This window comes from uncultured Lacinutrix sp. (assembly GCF_947500325.1).
GTDB lineage: Bacteria > Bacteroidota > Bacteroidia > Flavobacteriales > Flavobacteriaceae > Lacinutrix.
Window position 1 is genome coordinate 1 of the sequence record NZ_CANMRQ010000020.1, and the last position, 25,483, is coordinate 25,483.

Annotated in this window: 25 protein-coding genes; 11 read left to right on the forward strand and 14 right to left on the reverse strand. The window is 30.3% G+C overall.

Features of this window, described 5'->3' with window-relative positions; all coding sequences use genetic code 11:
* Positions 1 to 676: 676 nt before the first annotated feature.
* Positions 677 to 1,381 carry a hypothetical protein gene (locus Q0997_RS16950; protein ID WP_299890943.1) on the reverse strand — a complete coding sequence of 235 codons (705 nt, stop codon included), beginning with the start codon at positions 1,379 to 1,381 and terminating at the stop codon, positions 677 to 679.
* Positions 1,382 to 1,667: 286 nt separating this feature from the next.
* On the opposite strand from Q0997_RS16950, the gene Q0997_RS16955 reads away from it, so the two are divergent.
* From Q0997_RS16955 to Q0997_RS16965, 3 genes are read left to right on the forward strand one after another with little or no spacing between them, the layout of a single operon-like run.
* Complete coding sequence (locus Q0997_RS16955; protein WP_299890945.1) at positions 1,668 to 2,972, forward strand: DEAD/DEAH box helicase; 1,305 nt, start codon at positions 1,668 to 1,670, stop codon at positions 2,970 to 2,972.
* A gap of 8 nt (positions 2,973 to 2,980) precedes the next feature.
* The gene (locus Q0997_RS16960) at positions 2,981 to 3,190 is read left to right on the forward strand and encodes a DUF6500 family protein (protein ID WP_299890946.1); all 210 of its coding nucleotides are present in this window, start codon (positions 2,981 to 2,983) and stop codon (positions 3,188 to 3,190) included.
* A gap of 2 nt (positions 3,191 to 3,192) precedes the next feature.
* Positions 3,193 to 3,417, forward strand: coding sequence for a VF530 family protein (locus Q0997_RS16965; RefSeq protein WP_299890948.1), 225 nt, complete (start codon positions 3,193 to 3,195; stop codon positions 3,415 to 3,417).
* 1 nt (position 3,418) lies between these two features.
* On the opposite strand, the gene Q0997_RS16970 is transcribed toward Q0997_RS16965, so the two are convergent.
* The 11 genes from Q0997_RS16970 to Q0997_RS17020 all read right to left on the reverse strand — a co-directional run bounded on the left by Q0997_RS16970 (position 3,419) and on the right by Q0997_RS17020 (position 13,447).
* A complete protein-coding gene (locus Q0997_RS16970; protein ID WP_299890949.1) occupies positions 3,419 to 4,678 on the reverse strand; it encodes a hypothetical protein in 1,260 nt (419 codons plus the stop codon).
* Positions 4,679 to 4,725: 47 nt separating this feature from the next.
* Complete coding sequence (locus Q0997_RS16975; RefSeq protein WP_299890951.1) at positions 4,726 to 5,394, reverse strand: DNA alkylation repair protein; 669 nt, start codon at positions 5,392 to 5,394, stop codon at positions 4,726 to 4,728.
* Between the two features lie 6 nt (positions 5,395 to 5,400).
* Complete coding sequence (locus tag Q0997_RS16980; protein ID WP_299890953.1) at positions 5,401 to 5,853, reverse strand: tRNA (cytidine(34)-2'-O)-methyltransferase; 453 nt, start codon at positions 5,851 to 5,853, stop codon at positions 5,401 to 5,403.
* A gap of 6 nt (positions 5,854 to 5,859) precedes the next feature.
* Positions 5,860 to 7,050 (reverse strand): glycosyl hydrolase family 8, encoded by a 1,191-nt coding sequence (locus tag Q0997_RS16985; protein WP_299890955.1) that lies wholly within the window; start codon positions 7,048 to 7,050, stop codon positions 5,860 to 5,862.
* A gap of 76 nt (positions 7,051 to 7,126) precedes the next feature.
* Complete coding sequence (gene trpA, locus Q0997_RS16990; protein ID WP_299890956.1) at positions 7,127 to 7,894, reverse strand: tryptophan synthase subunit alpha; 768 nt, start codon at positions 7,892 to 7,894, stop codon at positions 7,127 to 7,129.
* Between the two features lie 2 nt (positions 7,895 to 7,896).
* The gene (trpB, locus tag Q0997_RS16995; RefSeq protein WP_299890957.1) at positions 7,897 to 9,078 is read right to left on the reverse strand and encodes a tryptophan synthase subunit beta; all 1,182 of its coding nucleotides are present in this window, start codon (positions 9,076 to 9,078) and stop codon (positions 7,897 to 7,899) included.
* The gene (locus Q0997_RS17000; RefSeq protein ID WP_299890959.1) at positions 9,068 to 9,703 is read right to left on the reverse strand and encodes a phosphoribosylanthranilate isomerase; all 636 of its coding nucleotides are present in this window, start codon (positions 9,701 to 9,703) and stop codon (positions 9,068 to 9,070) included. The genes trpB and Q0997_RS17000 overlap by 11 nt, the downstream gene beginning before the upstream one ends.
* A complete protein-coding gene (gene trpC / locus Q0997_RS17005; RefSeq protein ID WP_299890961.1) occupies positions 9,700 to 10,485 on the reverse strand; it encodes an indole-3-glycerol phosphate synthase TrpC in 786 nt (261 codons plus the stop codon). Before trpC ends, Q0997_RS17000 begins: the two co-directional genes overlap by 4 nt.
* On the reverse strand, positions 10,485 to 11,477 hold the full coding sequence (gene trpD / locus Q0997_RS17010; RefSeq protein WP_299890962.1) for an anthranilate phosphoribosyltransferase: 993 nt from the start codon (positions 11,475 to 11,477) through the stop codon (positions 10,485 to 10,487). Before trpD ends, trpC begins: the two co-directional genes overlap by 1 nt.
* 1 nt (position 11,478) lies before the next feature.
* Entirely contained in the window at positions 11,479 to 12,045 is a 567-nt protein-coding gene (locus Q0997_RS17015) for an aminodeoxychorismate/anthranilate synthase component II (RefSeq protein ID WP_299890964.1), read from the reverse strand.
* A 4-nt stretch (positions 12,046 to 12,049) separates the two neighbouring features.
* Positions 12,050 to 13,447, reverse strand: a complete 1,398-nt coding sequence (locus Q0997_RS17020; protein WP_299890966.1) for an anthranilate synthase component I family protein — start codon at positions 13,445 to 13,447, stop codon at positions 12,050 to 12,052.
* 245 nt (positions 13,448 to 13,692) lie between these two features.
* Between Q0997_RS17020 and Q0997_RS17025 the strand changes: the two genes are divergently transcribed.
* The 4 genes from Q0997_RS17025 to Q0997_RS17040 all read left to right on the forward strand — a co-directional run bounded on the left by Q0997_RS17025 (position 13,693) and on the right by Q0997_RS17040 (position 15,684).
* Positions 13,693 to 14,202: a TlpA disulfide reductase family protein gene (locus Q0997_RS17025; RefSeq protein WP_299890967.1), complete on the forward strand. Its 510-nt coding sequence runs from the start codon at positions 13,693 to 13,695 to the stop codon at positions 14,200 to 14,202.
* Between the two features lie 6 nt (positions 14,203 to 14,208).
* On the forward strand, positions 14,209 to 14,829 hold the full coding sequence (locus Q0997_RS17030) for a thioredoxin family protein (protein WP_299890968.1): 621 nt from the start codon (positions 14,209 to 14,211) through the stop codon (positions 14,827 to 14,829).
* A gap of 112 nt (positions 14,830 to 14,941) precedes the next feature.
* Entirely contained in the window at positions 14,942 to 15,253 is a 312-nt protein-coding gene (locus Q0997_RS17035) for a rhodanese-like domain-containing protein (protein WP_299890969.1), read from the forward strand.
* Between the two features lie 32 nt (positions 15,254 to 15,285).
* A complete protein-coding gene (locus Q0997_RS17040; protein WP_299890971.1) occupies positions 15,286 to 15,684 on the forward strand; it encodes a rhodanese-like domain-containing protein in 399 nt (132 codons plus the stop codon).
* Between the two features lie 36 nt (positions 15,685 to 15,720).
* On the opposite strand, the gene Q0997_RS17045 is transcribed toward Q0997_RS17040, so the two are convergent.
* The gene (locus Q0997_RS17045; RefSeq protein ID WP_299890973.1) at positions 15,721 to 17,064 is read right to left on the reverse strand and encodes a HAMP domain-containing sensor histidine kinase; all 1,344 of its coding nucleotides are present in this window, start codon (positions 17,062 to 17,064) and stop codon (positions 15,721 to 15,723) included.
* Positions 17,054 to 18,403 (reverse strand): sigma-54 dependent transcriptional regulator, encoded by a 1,350-nt coding sequence (locus Q0997_RS17050; RefSeq protein WP_299890974.1) that lies wholly within the window; start codon positions 18,401 to 18,403, stop codon positions 17,054 to 17,056. The genes Q0997_RS17045 and Q0997_RS17050 overlap by 11 nt, the downstream gene beginning before the upstream one ends.
* Before the next feature lie 208 nt (positions 18,404 to 18,611).
* On the opposite strand from Q0997_RS17050, the gene Q0997_RS17055 reads away from it, so the two are divergent.
* Genes Q0997_RS17055 through Q0997_RS17070 form a run of 4 tightly spaced genes read left to right on the forward strand, consistent with a single transcriptional unit; the run spans position 18,612 to position 25,463 of the window.
* Positions 18,612 to 19,862, forward strand: coding sequence for an efflux RND transporter periplasmic adaptor subunit (locus Q0997_RS17055; protein WP_299890975.1), 1,251 nt, complete (start codon positions 18,612 to 18,614; stop codon positions 19,860 to 19,862).
* A 28-nt stretch (positions 19,863 to 19,890) separates the two neighbouring features.
* Positions 19,891 to 20,568 carry an ABC transporter ATP-binding protein gene (locus tag Q0997_RS17060; RefSeq protein WP_299890977.1) on the forward strand — a complete coding sequence of 226 codons (678 nt, stop codon included), beginning with the start codon at positions 19,891 to 19,893 and terminating at the stop codon, positions 20,566 to 20,568.
* A 43-nt stretch (positions 20,569 to 20,611) separates the two neighbouring features.
* Positions 20,612 to 23,017 carry an ABC transporter permease gene (locus tag Q0997_RS17065; RefSeq protein ID WP_299890979.1) on the forward strand — a complete coding sequence of 802 codons (2,406 nt, stop codon included), beginning with the start codon at positions 20,612 to 20,614 and terminating at the stop codon, positions 23,015 to 23,017.
* A gap of 31 nt (positions 23,018 to 23,048) precedes the next feature.
* Positions 23,049 to 25,463 carry an ABC transporter permease gene (locus tag Q0997_RS17070; protein ID WP_299890981.1) on the forward strand — a complete coding sequence of 805 codons (2,415 nt, stop codon included), beginning with the start codon at positions 23,049 to 23,051 and terminating at the stop codon, positions 25,461 to 25,463.
* The last annotated feature ends 20 nt before the right edge of the window (positions 25,464 to 25,483 follow it).

Below are 25,483 nucleotides of genomic sequence, written 5' to 3' on the forward strand. Positions count from 1 at the left end.
AGAATGATAACTCCATCATTCCAGCGCACTCCTCCGAAAAAATTGTCCTATCGAAATGGACTATTGCATACAACAATGTTATAATAGCAATTGCTATTACATCTCATATAAAAGTAAAAAAATATAAATTAAAATAAGAGTTTAGTTGTACAGAATTATTAACAAATAACAGTAGGTATGGAAATAAGAGATGAAAAAAGCGAACCTTAGTTCGCTAATGAATAAAAATTGATTATTTGGCGTTATCTGGAGGAATACCTTCACTGTTTGCATGATCTCTACCTCCATAAATTACTTGAGTATTTAAGATCCTGTATTTTTTTAATTTTTCTAACATAATAAATGAGTTTAAAGTTAATAATGATACAATCTAATAAAATAAAAATTAACCATTTTAACAGTAGTATGTCTGAAAACTTAAAAATAGTGGTCAATATGAACCATCAATTATTTTCTCACGCTTCTTTATAGTTAATTGAAGTTGATTCATAAGGTATTCTTTATGCTTGCATTTCTCAGCAATTTTTTTATAGCCAACTACGTATCGGTCAAAATAGGATGTCGCTTATTCTGTAATTTCTTTTTTACAGAATGTTTAATGTTCGTCTGTTTTTTATCAGACGTTAAACGAAATTCGACTATTTTTTTGCAAAGTCAAGTCTTATAAATATTTGTTTTATGAACCACTACCACTTTTAAAATCTTCGAATACTTTTTTGCTGAAATAATATATTTCTCCCCAATCTAATCCTTTAGGAGTGTGTATACCATAACCATCAGCATAAGAAGATGCTTTTAATAGTTCTGTTTCCCATTCGCTAAATTGATATTCCCATACATCATTTCTATATTCTAATCCATTTACACCATAACTTGGTGAGTATATTGAAAATACGTGATTTTGATTTCTATCATAAAAATTTAGTTGTACTGCTCCAGTAAAGCCTTGATACCTATTTGAACTAGTCGTTATTGTTGCTCTTAAACTACCATCATGTCTAATAACAAAATTACCATGACACCTAAATGACTTTCCACTTATTCTGTTTCCTGGTGTTTTAAAATTATACATGATTGATGAGCTTAAATCACTGGTAATTGCATTTTCAGATAAATAGAAAATATTAGAAGATTCTTTTATTGAATTGTCTTCAATAGAATTTTTATCATAATTGTATTCTTTATTATTTTCAATCTTTAATATTGGGTTTTTATAAAACCCTTCATTTAAGTCTGATAGAAAATGTGCCGTATTTTTTGTTACTTGATTTTTTTTTGCACTTGCTTCTATTCCATTAGGAATACTCATTTTTTTGTTCTCATTATTAGCGCAAGAGATTAGTAATACTAATGCAAGAAATAGTTTAAATAAATTTTTCATAATTGTATGTTGTTTTAGTTAATCAAATTTACTTTTTGAAAATCCCTATACAATACCTAGTAAAGGGTATTATAGAATGTATTGATAGATGATTTTCTAATGAAAAACGTTTCAATAATAAAATAATTTTAGAGCTATTACTATTGCAGTACGCTAAACAAAGTTTTACTATTTTTATTACAAAGTCTAGTATCTTCAATGGCATCGTGTAAATTAGTACTACCTTTGCATTTCATTAAAAGAGGTAGCCTAAATAAATAGTGTTTATCTCAAGGAAATACTATTTATGTCATTTAAATTATTAGGCTTGTCTGAGCCTTTACTAAAAGCAATTAGTAAAAAAGGATACGAAACACCATCACCTATACAAGCAAAAGCAATTCCACCAGTTTTAGATGGCTACGATGTGTTAGCTTCTGCACAAACTGGAACAGGGAAAACCGCAGGGTTTACCTTGCCAATGTTACATATACTATCTGAAACAAAAAAAGAGAAATTTAGACCTATTCGCGCTTTGGTATTAACACCAACTCGTGAATTAGCGGCTCAAGTATATGCAAATGTTAGAGAATATAGTGAGTTTTTAAATATAAGAAGTGCAGTGATTTTTGGAGGTGTAAACCAAAAACCACAAGCGGCAAATATTAGAAAAGGAGTAGATGTTTTGGTAGCAACTCCTGGACGATTATTAGACTTACAAAGTCAAGGTTTATTATCGCTTAAACGTGTAGAGATATTTGTTTTAGATGAAGCAGACCGTATGTTGGATATGGGTTTTTTACGTGATATAGAACGTGTCATGAAATTAATGCCAGATAAAAGGCAAAACTTAATGTTTTCGGCAACGTTTTCTAAGGATATAAAAAAGTTAGCCTTTAATATTTTAAAGAATCCTGTACAAGTTGAAGCAACTCCAGAAAATACTGCTGTTGAGGCTATTTCTCAAAAAGTATATCGTGTTGCTAAGGGCTTAAAAACAGGATTAGTTATTAAACTTATTTCTGAAGGTAATTGGCAACAAGTACTAGTGTTTACAAGAACAAAACATGGTGCTAATAAACTAACTAAAAAAATGATTAGTGCTGGTATTACTGCAGCTGCTATTCATGGTAATAAAAGCCAAGGCGCAAGAACTAAAGCTTTAAAAGGGTTTAAAGATGGTAGCATTCGTGTAATGGTTGCAACAGATATTGCTGCTAGAGGATTAGATATTCCATTATTACCACATGTTATAAACTATGAGATACCCAATATCTCTGAAGATTATGTTCATCGTATTGGAAGAACTGGTAGAGCAGGAGCAAAAGGAGAAGCTATTTCATTAGTATCTGCAGATGAGACCGTTTATTTAAAAGCTATTCAAAAACTAATTGGGGAGAAATTACCAGTTGAGATTATAGAAGGTTTTGAGCCAGATCCTAATGCGTCTACCGAGCCTATAAAACCAGGTCAAGGAAGAAATAATCGCCGTGGGCAATCTCAAAATAGAAAGCCTAAAACTGATAGGAAAAAAGCAGATGGTAATTCTAGCAGAAGTAATAATAGAAACAAAAGTCGTTCGCGAAATAGAAATAGACGGTCTAATAACTAGCATTAAAAATGACACCTAGTTTAAGAGATAAAATTATAGCAGTTTGCAATAAAAAAATAGCTCAAAAAGGAGATGCAGTTGGTATTTCATTTTACGCTTTTTTTAAGAATAAAAATGATAATCCAGAGTTGTTAATGGAAGCTGCTACATGGTGGATTAAAACACATCAATTAGATCATTTTGAAAAAGCAGTGAAAATTAAAAAAATGATTGAATAATTATGTCACAACCTAATAATCCTCTTCATGGTATTAAGCTAGAGCAAATTATTAGCGATTTGCAAGCACATTATGGTTGGGAGTATATGGGCTACAAAATAAATATTCGTTGCTTTACTCAAGATCCTTCTGTAAAGTCTAGTTTAAAGTTTTTACGTAGAACGCCTTGGGCTCGTACTAAGGTTGAAAATATGTATTTAGAATATTTAAAGAAAAATGTAAAGTAGGTTATTGCTTTTCAAATATTGGTTTACTTGCTTTTGAATTAGAGATTAAAATGGCATAATCTATAAATTCTGTTGTAGACATCCCCTTAACAGCATTACTGTTTGATGCTTCATCTTCCATAATAACATCAATTAAATCTGGGAAACCATCAGAATATGGTGTGTTTTTTGAGTTTAATTTAAACAAAGTTATAGACGATAGTTTTGAAGCTTTTAAATTATCGATGCCTCTAAAATATTCTTTTTCATAATCGCCAATGCCAAAACCTCCTTCGGTTGTATAATTTTTGTAATGTCCTTCATTATCATATAATTCATCCCATAGTACTCGGCTTTTTGTTAAGTATCCAATTATAGAAATGACATCTTCTCTTTTATATATATTATTTTCAATAAGTAATGTGAAAAAATAAGGATAATCATCTTTCCCTTCTCGAGATTTTTCAATATGTGAAAACCCAAATCTCAAAAATTGAGCGTTGTTTTTAAAATCATATAAATCGTTTAATGAGATATAATTGTTATAAATGGTTGGCTCTCTTTTTCTGCTAAAATCTGTAAAAGTGACTTTTATATTATTTATTAAATGATCTATAATTGTCTTATTCTCATCTAAAATTATATAGTTCTTTGCGTTTTTTTCATAGTCATTAACAAAAGCCTTAAGTGTTTTTTTAGAATAACTTTCATACCTAATTGAGTAATCTGTTGTGTCTAACTCTATTATTTGTTTTAAACTATTTAGAGGAGATTTAAATTTGTCTTTACTCTCTACAAGCTCTAAAAGATGTTTAATAGTGTATTTGTAGGTTACTAATAAATCAATACCAACAACTTTAAGTTTGTTAGCTTCTTTTAATGTATCGTTTAGAGCTTTTAAGGTTTTCCATTTATTAAATGTTTCTATAGTTCTTTCTTGAGGTACTCTTGTACCGCTATGTATGACTAAATCTTTTAATAATGTAGTGTCTCCAGTTTTAAGAAATTTATTGAAATAATGCCCAAGACTAAAATCGGTTTCTGGTAAATAGTATTTTATAATACCATCTTTTGTTAAAGATTTTAAAAGTTTATGCTCTACGATTTCTGTTTTAACACTACCATGATAAGCTCCAAAACCAATAATTTTAAAGTTTTTTTCTGGGAAATTAAAATTTGAAGATTCTAAATTAAATCTATTTTTAGTTAAATAGTCTTTTTTTGATTGTGCTGAAAGAAGACATGATAAAAGGAAAACTGAAATAAAAAATATGTTTTTCATAATTGGTTTTTTTTAAAGACATAACCAAAAATAAATTGTTACAGTTTTCATTTAATTAATCTCAAAGCTTCTTTTTTACTTAAGTTGTTTAATGCAGTATTTTCTACAAAATCTAAAACCCATTTGGGGTTTGTACGACTATATTCTCTTAAAATCCAACCTATAGCTTTATTAATGAAAAATTCTTTAGAGCCTAATAACTTGTTAATAGTATAGGTTAATAATTCTGTATTTATAGCCTCTTTGTATTTAAGTTGAAATAGTATTGCAGCGCGTTGTAACCAAATATTTTTAGATTTTAACCACTTATCTACGTATGCTTTTTGTAATTTTGGAAAAGCTTTAAAATAAGCTCCCATTAGTTTATTAGCAATAAAATCTACTGTATCCCACCAAGACTTATTAATCACCATATATTCAAATAGAGCGATATCGTTTTGTTCTATTTTTTTTACATATTTAAAAGATAGTTCTTGTGCAAAGTATTGAAACTCGCGTTGTGGTTTTTTCCAAAGTGTTTTAATAATAGATTCTAACTCAGTTTTTGGAGGTAGAAATTGAGAAACTAAAAATGGCTTTTGAATACTACGTCTGTCATTGGTTTTTATACCATAACATTTAAACTGGTTACGTAAATAAGCTTCCTGTTGTAATGCAATTTCAGGGTTTGCATTTTTATTAAATTCAGTTTCTAAAGTCTCTATAAAACTAGTCATTATAAATTAGTGTAATTGCCTCAAGCCTTCATAAACAATAATACTTACTGCATTGGCTAAATTTAGACTACGAACATGTTCGCTATATAATGGAATTTTGAATAATTTGTCTATATGGTTTTCTGTAATAGATTTTGGTAACCCAACAGACTCTTTTCCAAAAACTAAAAAGAGATTGTCTTCATAGTCTATATCCCAATGGTCTTTAGTGCCATGACTAGATAAAAACACCATTTTTGAATCTTTGTTTTTGGCAAAAAAATCATCGATACTATCATAGTAATGTAAGTTGAGGTGCTGCCAATAATCTAAACCAGCACGTTTTAAGCGCGAGTCGCTTATTTCGAAGCCAAAAGGTTTTACTAAATGTAAGTTTGAACCAGAGGCTAAAGCCAAACGGCCAATATTTCCTGTATTATTTGGAATTTCTGGCTCTATTAAAACAATATTTAAAGGCATATAATATTAATCTTTATAAAAGTCTTCTGGCATTGTAAAGAGACCAGATTGACCTATTAGTGTAATTACTTTTAAAGTTTCATTAAAATAATTATCGTTGTCTATTTTTAAGTTTTCAGAATAAATAGCATTAACAAGGTCTTGATTTTTAGTATTAGAAGCTAGTATTCCAAATCCAAAACAACCTATAAAAGTACTAGTGTGTCTCTCGCTAAAAACATCGCCATTTAATTTGTAACCATCTTTAATGTTTGTTACACCAACCTTATCAACGAAACCTGCTATTGTATTACAATATTTATAGGCACGTTCGTCTCCAGTCCATAAATAATCCATGCTAATACGCCATGGTGTTCTAATAGCATCATAAAAAAATGTTTTGCCATGATTTTTTGCCCATTCTACTTTTTCTCCAGGAGTTTCGCCATTGGCTTTACACCAATCTGGAACTAAACCAGTATCTTGATTCATAGATTTAAAAAGTGTAATGTAACATTCATCTGCAACTTTAATCCAACCATTATTGCCAGTTACTTTTGCAAATAATTTAAAGTATCCAGGTGCAAAATAAGAAGGATTAGTTACATCGTAATCTCTGCCATTTTCATCTTTCCAATCATCTCCAGCTTTTAAGATATAAGTGTCTTTTCTTACCATTGTTTTATACATGGCATTAATAACTCTAATAGCTTCTTTTTTATAACCTTTGCTTTTATTTATTTTAGAATGCGCAACCAAGAGAGCAAACGCTACATCTTCATCTGCATCAGTAGCAGCATTTTCTCCTACTACGGTTCCGTTTTCGTCAATTTTCCAATGCATTAAGCCATTGCTATCAAGATAATTTTGATAGTATAATAATAGATCATCAAATAAAGCTTCGTCTTTCATATAGACAGATGCTAATAAACCATAAGCAATACCTTCAGATACGGTGTGTTTTCTATCATCAAATAAAACGCGCTTACCTACAGGGCAACCATTAGAAGTAATATATTTAGTTTTCCATTTAGAATAAAAGGTGTCTAAAGCTGTTAAGTTAATTTTCTCTGGTAACAGACCATAAGGGTAAGGCTGCGATTTTTTTACAGCTGTAGTTTCTATTGCTACTTTTTTTTCTTCTTCTTTACAGGAAGCAAAAAAAATAAAACTTATTAAAATGCAGATTAATAATTGCTTAGAGATGTTCGATTTCATAATTGCTAGTTTCAATTAAAAAAATCTAAGTTATTTGTTTTAAGATTAAAATGAAATTTTATTGGAGCTTAAAAGCTTATACCTTTAAAATATTATCAGTAAATGCATTAATAGTATCTATGTTTCCATTGGTTAAGTGTTTAATAAAAGCACTACCAATAATGGCGCCTTTAGCATATTCTGTGGCTTGAGTAAAGGTTGTATGATTATTAATACCAAAACCTACTATTTGTGGGTTCTTTAAATTCATACTTGCAATACGTTTAAAATAATCGGTTTGTTCTTTGCCAAAACCAGAGCTATTACCTGTAACACTAGCGCTACTTACCATATAAATAAAACCATTAGAAATAGAATCTATAAAATTAATACGGTCTATACTTGTTTGCGGAGTGATTAAAAAAACGTTAATCAATCCATATTTTTCAAATATAGTTTTGTATTCTTGGTTGTATACGTCTACAGGTAAATCTGGAATAATTAATCCATCAATACCAATTTCTTGGCATGTTTTGCAAAATGCTTCAACGCCGTATTGTAACATTGGGTTAAAATAGCCCATGATTATTAATGGAATAGATACTGTTTTTCTTATGCCTTTTAATTGTTTGAAAAGCACATCTGTAGTCATTCCATTTTTAAGCGCTTGTGTAGAACTTGCTTGTATTGTAGGTCCATCTGCTAAAGGATCACTAAATGGTAACCCTATTTCAATCATATCTACACCACTTTTTTCAAGGTTTTGAATAATCTTTACAGTATCATTTAAACTAGGGTAACCTGCTGAAAAATATATTGATAAAAGCTTTTTATCTTCTTGTAATTTTGTTTGTATGCGATTCATTATTAAAGTTTAAAATGATCAATATAATTTTGTAAATCTTTATCTCCGCGACCAGATAGATTAATGACTACAATATTATCTTCTTTAAATTTTTTCTGATTAAAAATAGCTAAAGCGTGAGAGGTTTCTATAGCAGGAATAATGCCTTCTAGTTGGCTTAATTCTAGACCAGCAGTCATGGCTTCATCATCTGTAATAGAAACAAATTCTGCACGGCCAGATTTATATAAATGCGCATGCATTGGTCCAACACCAGGATAGTCTAACCCTGCTGAAATAGAATAAGGTTCAGTAATTTGTCCATCATCAGTTTGCATTAATAATGTTTTACTACCATGAATAATGCCTTCTTTTCCTAATATTGAAGTTGCTGCGCTTTCACCTGAATGAATACCTTTTCCTGCAGCTTCTACCGCTATTAGTTTAACATTGGTATTATCTAAATAATGATAAAAAGCACCAGCAGCATTACTACCGCCACCAACGCAAGCTATAACATAATCTGGAGTAGCTTTACCTTCTTTATCTTGTAGTTGCCATTGTATTTCTTCGGATACAACAGCTTGAAAACGAGCTACCATATCTGGGTATGGATGTGGGCCAACAACACTACCAATAATATAATGTGTATCTAAAGGATTGTTAATCCAATCTCTAATAGCCTCATTTGTAGCATCTTTTAACGTGCGACTTCCAGACAAAGCAGGTACAACTTTAGCACCAAGCATTTTCATTCTAGCTACGTTAGGTGCCTGTCTTGCAATGTCAATTTCTCCCATATAAACAATACATTCCATTCCCATTAATGCGCAAACTGTTGCCGTAGCTACACCGTGTTGTCCAGCACCAGTTTCTGCAATAATTCTTTTTTTGCCTAAACGTTGTGCCATTAAAATTTGCCCAATAGTATTATTTACTTTGTGTGCTCCTGTATGGTTTAAATCTTCACGTTTTAAGTAGATTTTTGTATTGTATTTTTTACTAAGTCTTTTTGCAAAGTAGAGTGGAGAAGGACGACCAACATAATCTTTTAGTAATAGATCAAACTCTCTTTTAAAAGAAGGTTGCTCCATTATTTTTAGATAGTTTTGGCGTAGTTCTTCTACATTAGGATAGAGCATTTCTGGTATGTAAGCACCTCCAAACTCTCCATAATACCCTTTGTCGTTAATGTTATACGTCATAGTTGTTTGCTATAAGTTTTTGCTTAAATGCTTTTAGTTTTGTTATGTCTTTAATGCCTGCAGCCGTTTCAAATTTGCTGTTTAAATCTAAAGCACAACACAAATCAGATTCTGGTCTTTTAAAAAATAATAGTAAAGATTCTATCTCTTTGGGGCCAATACCTCCGCTTAAAAAATAAGGTTTGGATGATGGATATTTTTTTAAAACATTCCAATTAAACGTATACCCATTTCCTCCAGGTTCTTTTCCTTTAGTGTCAAATAAATAGTAATCACAAACCGTTTCGTATTGATCTAAAACCTTAAAATCGAATTGATTCTTTATAGAAAAAACTTTTAAAACAATAATATCTAAATCTTGTAATCTTTTACATAACTCAGGAGATTCTTCTCCATGTAATTGTACGCCTTGAAGGTTATGCTTTTCAACTTTACCTCTAATAAAGTCGTAAGTAGCATTAACAAAAACACCTATTTTTTTAATATGTTCTGGTACTTCAGGAATTATACTATTGAAATATCGTGGTGATTTTTCATAAAAAATGAAACCCATATAACTGGGATTTAAATCAGCAACATTTAAAATGTTACTCTCATTTTTCATTCCGCATATTTTTAATTTCATAATTCTAAGTCTTTTATAAATTGTTTTGCACTTTCTCCTGCATTATCTGTTTTCATAAAGTTTTCTCCAATTAGAAAACCTTGATATCCATATAGTTTAAGTTCTTTTATTGCAGCAACACTACTAATTCCACTCTCTGATACTTTTACAAAGTCATTAGGAATAAGAGTACTTAATGATTTACTGGTTTCTAGACTAACTTCAAACGTTTTTAAGTTTCTATTATTTACACCTAACATATCTATACTTGGCATTATAGACTTGTTAAGTTCTGCTTCATTATGTACTTCTAAAAGAACATCTAAGTTTAAACTTTTTGCTAACTCAGAAAATTGTTTTATTTCTTCTCTAGTAAGTATGGCAGCAATTAGTAAAATTACATCTGCGCCATACGCTTTTGCTTCAATAATTTGATAGTCGTCAATAATAAATTCTTTTCTTAGTAAAGGTAAATTACAACTAGCGCGAGCTGTTAATAAATCGTCTAAAGCACCTCCAAAATATTTAGCATCTGTTAAAACAGACATACCAGATACTTTTGCTTCTTCATAACCTTTTGCTACATCAAACACATTAAAAGATTGATTTATAACTGCTTTTGAAGGAGAACGCCTTTTGTGTTCTGCAATAATACCTGTATTACTTTTTCGCAAGTTTTGCGATAATGACATGGTTTGTCTTTCAAACAAAATGGATTGTTCTAATTGACTTATTGGAATAAGTGATTTACGTAGCGTAACCTCTTTATATTTATCTATAACTATACGGTCTAGTATATCCATTATTTACTTAATTCTATTAGTTTATCTAAACTCGATTTCGCTTTTCCCGACAATAAAGAGTCTTTTGCTATCTCAAAGCCTTGAATATGATCTATTTGTTTAACAGTTGCAATAGCCAATCCTGCATTTGCACAAACAACATTGTTTTGAGCTTCTGTACCTTTTCCACTTATAACTTTTAAAAATATTTTTGCAGAAGATTTAATAGTATTACCACCAAAAATGGCATTTTGTTCAATTTGCTCCACATCTAAATCTTTTGGAGTTAACATCGTTTCGGAAGTATTGGAAATAATTTTTGTGTTGCCAGTTAGTGATATTTCGTCATAGCCATCCAGAGCATGAATAATACTATAATTTTTATCTGTATTTTGATATAAATAACCGTATAATCGTTGTAGTTCTAAATTAAAAACACCTACCATTTGATTTTTTGGAAATGATGGATTAACCATTGGACCTAGCATATTAAAAAAGGTTTTTACTCCTAATTCTCTTCTTATTGGTGCAACATTTTTCATTGCAGGGTGAAATAAAGGCGCATGTAAAACACATATACCAGCTTGGTCTATACTTTTTTGTAAAAAACTTTTGTTACTAGTAAATTTAATACCTAAATGTTCCATGACATTAGACGATCCGCAAGCAGAAGAAACACCATAATTACCATGCTTTGCAACTTTAACACCTGCACCAGCTGTAACAAAAGAAGATAATGTTGATATATTAAATGTGTCTTTTCCATCGCCACCAGTGCCACATAAATCAATTGCATTAAATTCAGATAAATCTATAGGAATACAAAGTTCTAATAAGGCATCTCGAAAGCCTTGTAATTCTTCAAGCGTAATACTACGCATCATGAAAACTGTTAGAAATGATGCTATCTGGCTTTGGTTATATTCTCCTTTTGAAATATTAACTAAAACACTTTTAGCTTCTTCACTAGAAATGTTTTCATGATTAATAAGTCTATTTAATAAATGTTTCATTTTAATTGTTTACCCAGTTTTCTAAAATTTGTTTCCCGTTAGGAGTTAACACCGATTCAGGATGATATTGTACCCCTTTTACATCATATATTCTATGTCTTAAAGACATAATCTGCCCGTTTTCGTCAAAAGAAGTTGCTTCTAAAACTTCTGGTAGGTTAGTACTTACCACCCAAGAATGATACCTCCCAACATCAAATGTGTTACCAAGTCCATTAAAAAGGGATTCATCATTTACAGATAATTTAACTTTAGTAGCAACACCATGAAAAACAGTGTCTAAGTTTATTAACTCACCTCCAAAAACTTCTCCTATAGCTTGTTGTCCTAAACAAACACCTAAAATACTTTTAGTAGGAGCATATTTTTTTATAATAGCCTTTAATAAACCTGCTTCTTCTGGAATTCCAGGGCCTGGAGATAATACTATTTTTTCAAAAAGATCAACGTCTTCAAGAGCTAGTTTGTCATTTCTTTTTACGGTTACCATACAATTTAAATCCTCTAAATAATGGACTAAATTATAAGTAAAACTATCGTAGTTATCTATTACTAATACTTTTTTCATGTCTTTAAATCTCTTTTGCTAGTTCTATAGCTTTGGTTAAAGCACCTAATTTGTTATATACTTCTTGTAATTCATTATTAGGATTAGATTTTGTAACTAATCCAGCGCCAGCTTGCCAATGTAATTCATGATTTTTACTCACAAAGGTTCTAATCATAATAGCATGATTATAGTTACCATTAAAATCCATAAAGCCAATAGCGCCACCATAGAAAGCGCGACTCGTTTTTTCATATTTTTCAATAAGTTGCATTGCTTTATGTTTTGGCGCACCGCTTAAAGTTCCTGCAGGAAATGTATCTGCAACTATTTGAAGAGTAGGTGTGTTATCATGCACTTTACCTGTAACTTTACTTACTAAGTGTATAACATGCGAGAAAAATTGCGCTTCCCTATAGTTAACCACTTTAACTTGACTACCATGTCTGCTTAAATCATTTCTAGCTAGATCGACTAACATAACATGTTCTGCATTCTCTTTTTCGTCTTGTGCTAATTGTTTTGCTAACTCGGCATCTTTCTCATCATTTCCAGTACGTTTAAAAGTACCTGCAATAGGATGAATTTCTGCTATGCCTTTATTTACTACTAATTGCGCTTCTGGAGAACTACCAAAAATTTTAAAATTCCCGTAGTCGAAATAAAATAAATAGGGTGATGGATTGATACTACGTAAAGCACGATATACGTTGAATTCATCACCTTTAAAGCTTTGAGAGAATTTTTTTGATAGCACTAATTGAAATACATCTCCACGAGCACAGTGTTTTTTAGCTAAATCTACATGCGCTTTATATTCATCATCTGTTAAATTTGATGCTATTTCAGAATTGGTAGAAAACTTGTAAGAAGCAAAGTTTTTTGATTTTATAAGTTGTAATATTTCGTCTATATTATTTTCATTATCATTAAAACAATGTGCAAAAATATATGCTTCGTTTTTAAAGTGATTAATAGCTATTATATTTTTGTAAACAGCGTAATAAATATCTGGTATGTCTAACGAATCTGGTTTTTTAGAAATTGTAATGTCTTCAAAATACTTTACGGCATCATAAGCTGTATACCCAAAAATTCCATTGTTTATAAACTTGAAATCCTCCTTAGATTTTACTTTAAAACGTTTTGTGAATTTTTGAATATGATCAACAACATTAGTTGTTTTATTATTCAGAATACTGCCATCTGGAAATTTTTGAGAAACATTATCGTTTTCAACCTTGATAGAGGCAATAGGGTTAAAGCAGATATAAGAAAAACTATTATCGTTAGCATGATAATCGCTACTCTCTAATAGAATACTATTAGGGAATTTATCTCTAATTTTTAAATAAATGCTCACAGGTGTAATAGTATCTGCAAGAATTTTTTTGTAATGTGTGTATAGACTAAAAGTCTTCATAAATTTTGATATAAAAAAAAGGCTTGTCGTGAATGACAAGCCTTTTGTATGTTAATTAAATATACGTAGGAGTTTATTCACGAATTGTGTTTCGAGAATTCCACCACCAAGTATGATTTAAATTTGTGTTCATTTTTGTTATAAAGTTCAAATATATAAATGAAATTTTATTTAACAAATTAATTTTAACGTAATTATATGTTAAAAAAAAACTATGGATGACTTTCTGTTATTATTTTTATAAAATGAAAGTATATGTTTTATTCTTTATTATAATGTTTTCTTCTTGTAAAAATGAACAAGAAATTAAAAAGGACATAAAAGTAGAAAATCAAAAAGAACTTATAGTATATGATTTTAATGAGCTAGAGCCGCTTTTAAATATACAAGACGATAAAACATATGTGGTTAATTTTTGGGCAACTTGGTGCGCTCCATGTGTAAAAGAATTGCCTTATTTTGAAACATTAAACAAAGAGTATAAATCTAAAGATGTTGAAGTACTTTTAGTAAGTTTAGATTTTCCTAATCAATATGATAAAAGATTAAAGCCTTTTATTGCTAAGCATGAATTAAGATCTAAAGTTGTTGCTTTAAATGATGTTGATTCAAATTCTTGGATTCCTAAAATAAGCGAAGAATGGACAGGTGCAATACCTGCAACTATAATTTATAATAAAAGTAAACGTCAGTTTTATGAGCAATCATTTAACTACAGTGAATTAAAAACAGAAGTCGATAAATTTTTAAATTAAAGTACAATGAAAAACTTAGTAAAATTATTATTTGTAGCTATTGTAATTGCAGGATTGAGTGCTTTTACTAATGGTAAAAAAGAAATAAAGGATGGTTATAAAATTGGTGATATTGCTACCGATTTTAAATTAAAGAACGTTAATGGTAAAATGGTTTCACTTTCAGATTTTAAAGATGCCAAAGGTTTTATTGTTACGTTTACCTGTAATACTTGCCCATATGCTGTTGCTTATGAGGATAGAATTGAAGCATTAAATAAAATGTATGCAAAAAAAGGGTACCCAGTAATTGCTATTATGCCTAATAATATAGCTGTTAAACCTGGAGATAATATGGAGGCTATGCAAGAACGAGCTAAAGAAAAAGGGTTTACTTTTCCTTATTTAATGGACGAAGGTCAAAGAGTATACCCACAATTTGGAGCAACAAAAACACCTCACATTTATATTTTAGAAAAAACGAACAGAGGAAATGTTGTTAAATATATTGGCGCTATTGATGATAATTATCAAGATGCAAATAAAGTAAAAGTTAAATATGTTGAAAATGCAGTTAATGCACTTTTAAAAGGCAAAGAAGTAGAAACGAAAGAAACTAAAGCTATAGGTTGCTCTATTAAAGTATAATTTAGAAAATTCTAAATAAAATTGACCTGAAGTTGTAACACTTTAGGTTTTTTTTCGTCTATATCTTAAGGAAACGTTAAATTGTGTAACTTTGTAGTACAATAAAAATATAATGGCAGATTTATCTCAAGAGCAATGGGCTCAACAACTTGAAGCAGACGAAAACGCATTTATTCTAGATGTTAGAACAGAAGAAGAAGTTGAAGATGGTTACATCCCGAATATGAAAAACCTAAACATATTTAAAGGACAGGCTTTTATATATGAATTAGAAGCATTAGACAAAAATAAAAATTATTATGTCTACTGTAGATCTGGTGGTAGAAGTGGACAAGCTTGTGCTATCATGAACCAGATGGGATTTGAAAACGCATATAATTTAATAGGTGGATTTCAAGAGTGGGCAGGTGCTGTTGAACAATAATATAATTAGTCAATCAATCAAAATCAATTAATATGAAAACAAAAATAGTAGTAATCACACTTTTTTTAAGTATAGCTATGTTTAGTTGTAAAAAGGAATCTTCAAAAGAAATCACAGTTGTTTCTACTGAAGAAATGCAAACGCTATTAGAATTAGAAGATGTACAATTAATAGATGTACGCACTTCTATGGAATATAAAAACGGACATTTAGATAATTCTCAAAATATAGATTATAATTCTCCAACTTTTGGTGATGATATTATAAAATTGGATAAAGAAAAACCAGTTATATTATATTGCCAAAAAGGAGGGCGAAGTGCAAAATGTGCAGAGAAAATGCAGAAAGCTGGTTTTAAAAAAATATATGATTTAAAAGGCGGTTTTTCTAAATGGCAATTTGAAAAATTAGACTTAAAGCTAAAGTCATAACACATATAAAAGCCTCGTATTACGAGGCTTTTATATTTAGAAAACTAGGCTAAAAACTGTGCCTTCTCCTTCTTTACTATTTACTATTATTTTACCTTTATGTAGTAACATAATTTGTTTGCATAAACTTAAACCAATACCGCTACCAGTTGCTTTACTTGTAAAGAATGGAACAAATATATTTTCCATTATTTCAGGAGGAATACCAGATCCATTATCATAAACCTTAATAATAATATTACGGTTTGGAGTTTGCTCTGCTATTACTTTTATTTCAGCATCTAAATTTCCTTTACAAGCATCTACAGCATTTAAAATAAGGTTTATAAGTACCTGCTCAATTAGATGACTATCGATATCTAATTCTAATTTTGGTGTTTTTATATTAAAATCTATTACTATATTCTTAGCACTAATAGATGGTTTCATTAGTAATTTAATAGAATCAAAAAGATCTGCAATACGTTTCTTTTCTAAATTTAAATGTGTGATTTTACTTAGACTGCGATAGGTTTTTGCAAATTTTAATAATCCTTCACTTCTATTTTTTATAGTTTTTACGCCAGCATTTAAATCTTCTAAATCTATATTGTGTGCTTTAGGTTTGTCTAAAGCCAACTGTAAATGGGTTTGAAGTGTATCTGCAAGAGATGAGATTGGGGCAATAGAATTCATTATTTCATGCGTCATAACACTTAATAATTTTTTCCAGGCTTCAGATTCATTCTTGTTTAATGTATTGTCTATATTTTGAAGCACAATTAATTTAAAGGCATCATCATCAACATGAAATACTGTGTCCGAAATTAATACTTTTATCTTTTCATTTTGAACAGCTATACTAATTGAGTCTGGTTCTCGATGAAAAGAATCAAAAATGACATCATATAATTCTGGTTTTCGTTTTTCAACAAAGCGTACATTTTTAAATGAAGGGAAATCTAATGTTTCTCTAAAGGAATCATTACTCCATAATACAGCTCCAGTTTCTATATTATAAGCAATAATACCTATGTCTACCATCTCTAATATTTTTTGGAGATAAACATATTGCGCTTCATTTTTAGTGTTAATATCTTTAATGGTGCGGTTTACCTCATTAAAACCGGCGTAGAGTTTTCTTATGTCTTTAGGTCCGCGATCTTCTGGAAACCATCTTGAAAAATCACGATACTTTACAGCTTCAAAAAAATCATCCATAACTGTAAATCGACGCTTTATAAAACCATAGCAATTATAACTAATGTATAAAAGAAGTATTACCAAAAGTGCTATATATAATGGTTTCTCAATATATATGGCATATATTAATGCTAATATCGATAGCACTATCAATACTATTCTAATGGAAAGTCTTAAAAAGTAGCCGTTATAGTTCATACTTATCCAGTCTACGGTATAAAGACGCTCGAGTGATACCTAGTTCTTTAGCCGATTTAGAAACATTTCCTTTATTTTTTTCAAGGACACTTAGAATAGCATTTTTTTCTATAGTATCTAGGTTCATGTCTTTTACTGTAGATACTGTGTTTGTTTTGCGTTCTATAGAAGAAAAGACTAAATCTTCAGCTTTTAATTCAAAACTATCTGCCATAATTACTGCTCGTTCTAAAACATATTGAAGTTCTCTAACGTTACCAGGGAAATCGTGTTTCTTTAATTTAGAAATAAAACTAGAATCTAGAGAAAAAGAGTTTTTATTATATTTTTCTGAATAAATAGCAATAAAATGTTTGGCTAATAATGTAATGTCCGTTCCGCGATCTCTAAGCGGTGGCATTATAATATCTACAGTATTAATTCTATATATTAAATCCTTTCTAAATTTTTGTTCATCTGCTAAAATTTTAGGATCTATATTAGTCGCACAAATTAATCTAATATCAATTGGAATGGCTTCGTTACTTCCTAAAGGTGTAACAAGTCTATTTTGAAGGACGGTAAGTAATCTTACTTGCTGCCCTATACTTATATTACCAATTTCATCTAAAAAAAGTGTACCACCATTTGCGACTTCAAAACGGCCTTTTCTATCTTCTTTTGCATCTGTAAAAGCACCTTTTTTATAGCCAAATAACTCGCTTTCAAAAAGATTAGATGTTAAAGCTCCAACATCTACTTTTACAAATGGTTGGTTTTTACGATTTGAGTTATTGTGTATAGCTTTGGCTATTAAATCTTTTCCAGTGCCATTTTCTCCTAGAATAAGAACATTAGCATCAGTTGGTGCTACTTTTTTTAGTTTAAGAAATACATCTTTTAAAGCCTTGCTTTCTCCAATTATAGTATTGCTACTAGATTGTAAAATATTTTTCTTAGAAATATTAGATTTTTTACTTTCTAATATGGTTGTAATAGTTTGAATAATTTTCTCATTCTTCCATGGTTTTACTAAAAAATCTGAAGCACCTTCTTTTAAAGCTCTAATGGCCAAATCAATATCTGCATATGCAGTAATTAGAACGACTGCAGTATCTGGTTGTTGTTGCTTTATTTTGTTTAAATAAAAAATACCCTCATTCCCAGTATTAACGAGTCCATTAAAATTCATATCCAGAATGATAAGATCAAATTTAGAACCTTCAATTTGAGCACCTATATTACTTGGGTTCTTTTCTATAACAACCTCTTTAATAATAGGCTTTAATAATAATCTTAGTGCAGTAAGCACATCAATATCATCATCAATTACTAATATTCTAGCATTTTTTAGTACCATATTATACAATAATACATAATTAATTTCAGCTTAAAAAAATTAGAAATAGGAAAAATAGCATGCTAATAAAAGTGATCGTTTTCGAACAGAAAGTGTATCAAAATCGGACACTTCTATTTTAAAGAAAAAGAATAACTATCTGATAATCAATTAATTGATGTTTTGGCATCATCTTGACTATGTAATTAGTGTATTTAAAAAACTAATAATGGACGTACCAATTCAAAAGAAACAATTTTCAAAATCACGAATAGCTATTTTTATTGGTGGTTTACTCATTTTAACACTAATAATTTTTGTGCTTATAAAATCTTCAGGAGGTTCAAAATTAAACGTTGAAAAAGAGCGTATTACTATTAATACAATTAAGCAAGATGTGTTTCAAGAGAATATTCCAGTTAATGGTATTGTATTGCCAATAACAACTATTTATTTAGATGCTTTAGAAGGCGGTCGTGTTGAAGAAAAATTTGTAGAAGATGGAGCCATTATGAAAAAGGGAGAGCCAATTTTAAGGTTATCTAATACAGATTTAGAATTAAGTTTAATCAACCAAGAAACTTCGGTATACAATTTATTAACACAAATGCAGATTTCTCAAAACTCTGCTAGACAAAATACTATAAATAGGCGTAATCAATTTACAGATGTAGAAAACAGTTTAATTGAAGCGAAACGAGTTTATGAATTGAACAAGAGATTGTATGAGAAGGATGCTATTGGGCGCCAAGATTATGAGTCGTCTAAAAATAACTACGATTATCAAAAAGAACGTATGAAACTGGCAGAGCAAGTATTAAGTCAAGACTCTACATCTACTAAGCAAGAATTAAATCAGGCAAGAAGTTCTTACGCTAGAACTCAAAGTGCTTTAGAGTTAATGAGAAGGAAGGTAGGCGATTTGGTTGTGCGTGCACCAGTTGATGGACAACTTACTGCGCTTGATGCAGAAATCGGACAGTCTAAAACTAAAGGAGAGCGTTTAGGACAAGTAGATGTATTAAGTGGTTATAAAGTACGTGTAGATATAGATGAACATTACATTTCTAGAATTTATAATGGCCAGACAGGAACAGTAACTATAAACAATAAGCCATATACTTTGATAATTAAAAAAGTATTCACACAAGTTAATAGTGGACGTTTTCAAGTTGATATGCAATTTGAAGGCAACGTTCCTGAAGGTATACGCCGTGGTCAAAATTTACAAATAAGAGTAGCTTTAAGTGCAGAAAAGCAAGCCTTATTAGTTGATAAAGGCGGATTCTTTCAAAAAACTGGAGGAAACTGGATCTTTAAAATAAGCGAAGATGGAAGCTCTGCATATAAAGTAAATATTCGTTTAGGTAGTCAAAATACAGAATACTATGAAGTTGTAGAAGGTTTAAGTACAGGTGATAAAGTAGTGACTTCTAGTTATGACAGTTTTGGTGATACAGAAGAATTAATATTAAAATAAAAATCAATCAATAAAAGATATAAACATAATGATACAGATAACTGACTTAGAAAAATTTTATAGAACAGAAGAAGTACAAACTATAGCATTAAACAAGTTGTCGTTTAATGTTAAAGATGGAGAGTTTGTAGCTATAATGGGACCATCAGGCTGTGGGAAATCGACTTTGTTAAACATTTTAGGATTATTAGATGATCCAGATGGAGGAAGCTTCAAGTTTAATGGAGAAGAAGTTGCTGGATATAATGAACGTAAGCGTTCAGATTTACGTAAGCATAATGTAGGTTTTGTATTTCAGAGCTTTAATTTAATTGATGAATTAACCGTTTTTGAAAACGTAGAATTGCCACTAATTTATACAGGAGTTAAGCCAGCAGAACGTAAAAAAAGAGTAGAAGAGGTGTTAGAAAAAATGCAAATTATGCATAGACGTAATCACTTTCCACAACAATTATCTGGAGGTCAACAGCAACGAGTTGCGGTCGCAAGAGCAGTAGTTAATAACCCCAAATTAATTCTTGCAGATGAACCAACAGGAAATTTAGATAGTACTAATGGTAATGAAGTGATGGATTTGCTTATAGAATTAAATGAAGCAGGAACTACTATTATCATGGTAACACACAGTGAGCATGATGCGAAATATAGTCATCGTATTATAAGAATGCTAGATGGGCAAAAAGTAACAGAAAACGTCTTAGTATAGTTATTAATCAATCAATCAATAAACGAATAGTAAATCAATCATCATGTTTAAGAACTATATTAAAATCGCATTTAGAAACCTTTTTAAAAATAAGGTGTATTCTATTATTAATATTTCTGGTTTAGCCATTGGTATGGCTGCTACTATACTTATAGGGCTTTGGATATTTGATGAGCTTAGTTATAATAATTACTTTGATAATAAAGCAACAATTGTACAAGTATATCAAAATGAAACAAATAATGGGGAAACAGATACTGGACCAGCAATTCCTCGACCATTAGAATTTTCATTGCGTCAGGATCATGCAGATAATTTTAAACATATAATAATGTCGTCTTGGGAGCAACCAAGGTATCTAAAATTTGGAGAGACAAATATTTATCGTTTTGGAAATGCAATGCAAGAAGGTATAACAGAAATGCTGAATTTAAAAATTATTGAAGGAGTTAGACATGGTTTAAAAGAGAAGAATTCAATTATGCTATCTAAGTCTGCTGCTACTGCATTATTTGGAAAAGAAACAGCCATAGGGAAAATTGTAAAAGTAAATAATCAAGATGATTTAATTGTAACTGCAGTTTACAAGGATATACCAGAAAATAATTCATTTAGTGAGATGGATTATATAATGCCGTGGAAACATTATATCACTACCCAACCATGGTTAGAAAGAGCTAAAACTGCATGGGGAAATAGTTCATTTCAATGTTACGCACAGATAAATGAAAACACAACAATAGAAGCTGTTTCTGCTAAAATAAAAGACGTAAAGAAAATTGGCGCTCCAGGTGAAGCAGAATTCAATCCTGAAATGTTCTTGTTTCCAATGAAAGATTGGTATTTAAGAAGTGATTTTGAAAATGGAGTGCAAACAGGAGGACGTATTGAAAATGTATGGTTGTTTGGAATTATAGGCCTGTTTATATTGTTGTTAGCTTGTATCAATTTTGTTAATTTAAGTACAGCACGTTCTGAGAAACGTGCAATAGAAGTTGGTATTAGAAAATCAATTGGTTCAAAACGAGGGCAACTTATTTCTCAGTTTTTAAGCGAATCGTTTTTGATTGTTATTCTATCATTTGTATTCGCTTTATGCATAGTATTATTATTTTTAAATGGGTTTAATAATTTAGCAAGCAAGGCAATAGTCTTTCCATGGACTAATGTTCAATTTTGGCTTCTTTCATTCGCTTTTATAATAATTACAGCATTTCTTGCTGGTAGTTATCCTGCATTATACTTATCATCATTTAATCCAGTAGTCGTTTTAAAAGGAACTTTTAAAGCTGGTCGTTATTCTTCATTACCTCGAAAAATATTAGTTGTAACCCAATTTACAGTATCAATAACTTTAATTATAGGAACACTGGTTGTAATGAATCAAATCCAGTTTAGTAAAAATAGACCAGTTGGGTATGATAGAGAAGGTCTATTACAAATTCCAGTAATGAGTTCTGAATTTCTAGGTAAACATGAAATAATGCGAACGCAATTTATTGCATCTGGTGGTGCTGTGAGTATGACTACTTTGAGTAGCCCTACAACAGAAGTATGGTCTAATAGAAGTGGTTACACTTGGGAAGGAAAATCTGTTAATTTTCAAGAAGATTTAGCGCATACGTCGGTTACCTATGATTTTGTAAAGACTTTAGGTTTAAAAATAAAAGAAGGAAGAGGATTTTCTCGCGAATTTGCTACAGATTCAAATGCAGTAATTCTTAATTCAACTGCCGTTAAATATATGGGGTTAATTAATCCTATAGGTAAATTTATTAGAGATTCTGATATAGGTGACCCTAATCCAGAACCACCTTTAAAAATTATTGGTGTAGTAGAGGATATGATAGTTCAATCACCTTATAGCCCTGTGAAACAAGCGATGTATGTCTTTGAAAAATATGGAAATATTGCATTCTATAATTTAAGATTAAATCCACAAAATAGTATTAGCGAAAATTTAGAACGTATTGAAAGTGTCTTTAATAAGAATTTTCCTGAAACACCATTTGATTATCAATTTGTCGATGCTGAGTATGATGCAAAGTTTAGGTCAGAAGAGCGTATTGCTAGTTTAGCTAAAGTATTTACAGCTTTGGCAATTTTTATAAGTTGTTTAGGCCTTTTTGGATTGGCATCATTTGTTGCAGAACAACGTACAAAGGAAATAGGTGTTAGAAAAGTACTTGGAGCATCAATTAGTCAATTATGGGGTTTACTATCTAAAGATTTTATTAAGCTTGTAGTTATAGCACTTATTATAGCATCTCCTATAGCATATTATGTAATGGGACAATGGTTGCAGAAGTTTAGTTATAGAACTTCTGTGTCTTGGGATGTTATTGCAATTGCTTGTTTTGGAGCATTAATAGTAACATTAATTACAGTAAGTTTTCAAGCAATTAAAGCTGCAATGTCTAATCCCACAAATTCATTAAGAACAGAATAATCATCATCTCATCAATCGAAAAACAAATATTATGATAAATACATATATTAAAATAGCGATACGTAATCTTTGGAAAGATAAAGTGTTTACATTTCTTAATGTTTTAGGTCTTTTAGTGGCGTTTTGTGTAGCAATACTTTTAACAATTGCTTCTCTTGATGATTTAGGACAAGATCAATTTCATGAAAATAAGGATAACCTTTACCATGTATATGCAACAGAGCAAACTTCTAAAGGAGCAAAAGCATCTCTATCTCATCCTACACCGTTTGCTAATACTTTAAAAAGCGAAGTGCCAGGCATAAATAAAATTACAAGGCATTTAGAAACAAATACTTTGGTTGCTGTAGAAAATAAAGAGCTTGTATTAGACGTGTCATATGTAGATCAAGATTTTTTGAAACTATTTACATATCCTGTTTTAAAAGGGGAATTTAAATCTCCTTTAGCAAAAAAAGCATCAGTAGTATTGACTAAAGAATCAGCAAATATGCTATTTGGAACAGACGATGTTGTCGGTAAGACAATAATGATTCAAAACACTGAAGTTAAAGAACCATTTACTATTACAGCAATCTTGAAAGATATACCTAAAGGGAGTTCAATGAACTTTAATATGCTATTACCTTTTGAGAATAAACCTGATTATCTGGAAAGTATAGATTCTTGGAATAGTCGCGATCATAATGTGTACTTAGAGCTTGCAGAAGGTGTTACAGTAAAACAATTTGAAGAACGTACAAGGGCTTATGTATCTACTCATTATAAAGAAACTATAGACGATGCAAAACGAGACGGGCTTAAAGAAGATATAAATGGACAGTATTACCAATTTAGATTATATCCATATTCAGATAAAGCATTTGTAACCTTTAAAGGTGGACTTGCAAAAGTTTCGCATACAATGCCATATATGATTTTAGGTATTGCATTTCTAATTTTATTTATCGCCTGTGTTAATTTTATAAATATGAGTATTGCTAAAAGCGCACAACGCCTTCGAGAAATAGGTATGCGAAAGACATTAGGTGCTTCAAAATCTCAGCTTTTTATACAATTATGGATAGAAAGTGTTTTTATATTTTCAGTGTCTTTAATATTAGGATTATTAATTAGTTATGGGCTACTGGGAGATTTTCAAACTCTTTTTAGAACTACAGGATCATTTGATACAATAATGAAGGTAGAAACACTTTTCCTACTATCAGCAGTTATTTTATTAATTACAATTATTGCTGGTGGTTATCCTGCATTATTATTAAGCAAGCTAGGAACTTTAAAAGCTTTGAAAGGGAAAATGGAAGCTAGATCTGGCAATCGTCTTCGAAATACCTTAATGGTAGTACAATTTAGTATTGCAATACTTCTAATAAGTGGAACATTAGTACTTAGTAGTCAACTTGATTTTTTAAGGCATAAAGATTTAGGGTTTGATAAAAATAATGTTATCTCATTTCCATTCAATGGAAGTTTAAATAGTCATGCAGCTTTAAATAGATTACGAAATAGTTTATTAGACGACCCTGAAATTTTGAATATAACCGCTGCCGATAATAATCTTGGTTATGGTAGAGATGGAAGTGGCTATACAAGTATTTCTGGTTTTGATTATGAAGGTAAAAGAATTAAAACACATCACTTAACAGTAGACTATGATTATACCAAAACATTAGGAATGGAGTTAGTTGCTGGTAGAGATTTTAATAGAAATTTTTCTATGGATAGTCTTTCAATGGTTATTAATGAAACTATGGCTAAAGAATACGGAAAAGAGAACCCTTTAGACGTTAGAATAACCTTTGATGATAGTATACATTACAGTGTTATTGGAGTTGTAAAAGATTACAATTTTAGAGGATTAAAAAGACAGGTTGAACCTATAACCATGTTTATGGATAATAAATTTGATTACTATTATGCTTTTGTCGAGGTTGATCCAGCTAATGCCGTTTCTGCTTTTGATAAAATTGAAAAAGTATGGAAAAACTTAGAACCTAATGCTCCATTTTTAGGCTCTTTTTTAAATGAAAATATAGATAGAACATTAAAAAGAGAGAAAATATTAACAACTATTATAACTAGTGGTTCAATTGTCGCAATAATTCTTAGTTGTATAGGCTTATTTGCTATTTCTATGATTATGGTAAATCAAAGAACTAAAGAGATAGGTGTACGAAAAATAGTAGGCGCTAGTGTTACTGGTTTATTAAAACTATTACTTTCAGATTTTATAAAGCTTGTACTATTAGCTTTCTTAATTGCTACACCAATTGCATGGTGGACAAGCTCTAAATGGTTAGAGGAATATTCCTTTAAAATTTCACTTAATATAGGTTTTTTTATAACTGCTGGCCTAATCACTTTAGTTATAGCTTTACTTACTATAGGGTATAAAACTATAAGAGCCGCATTACAAAACCCAGTAGAATCATTAAGAGTAGAATAAATCAATCAAAAATCAATCAA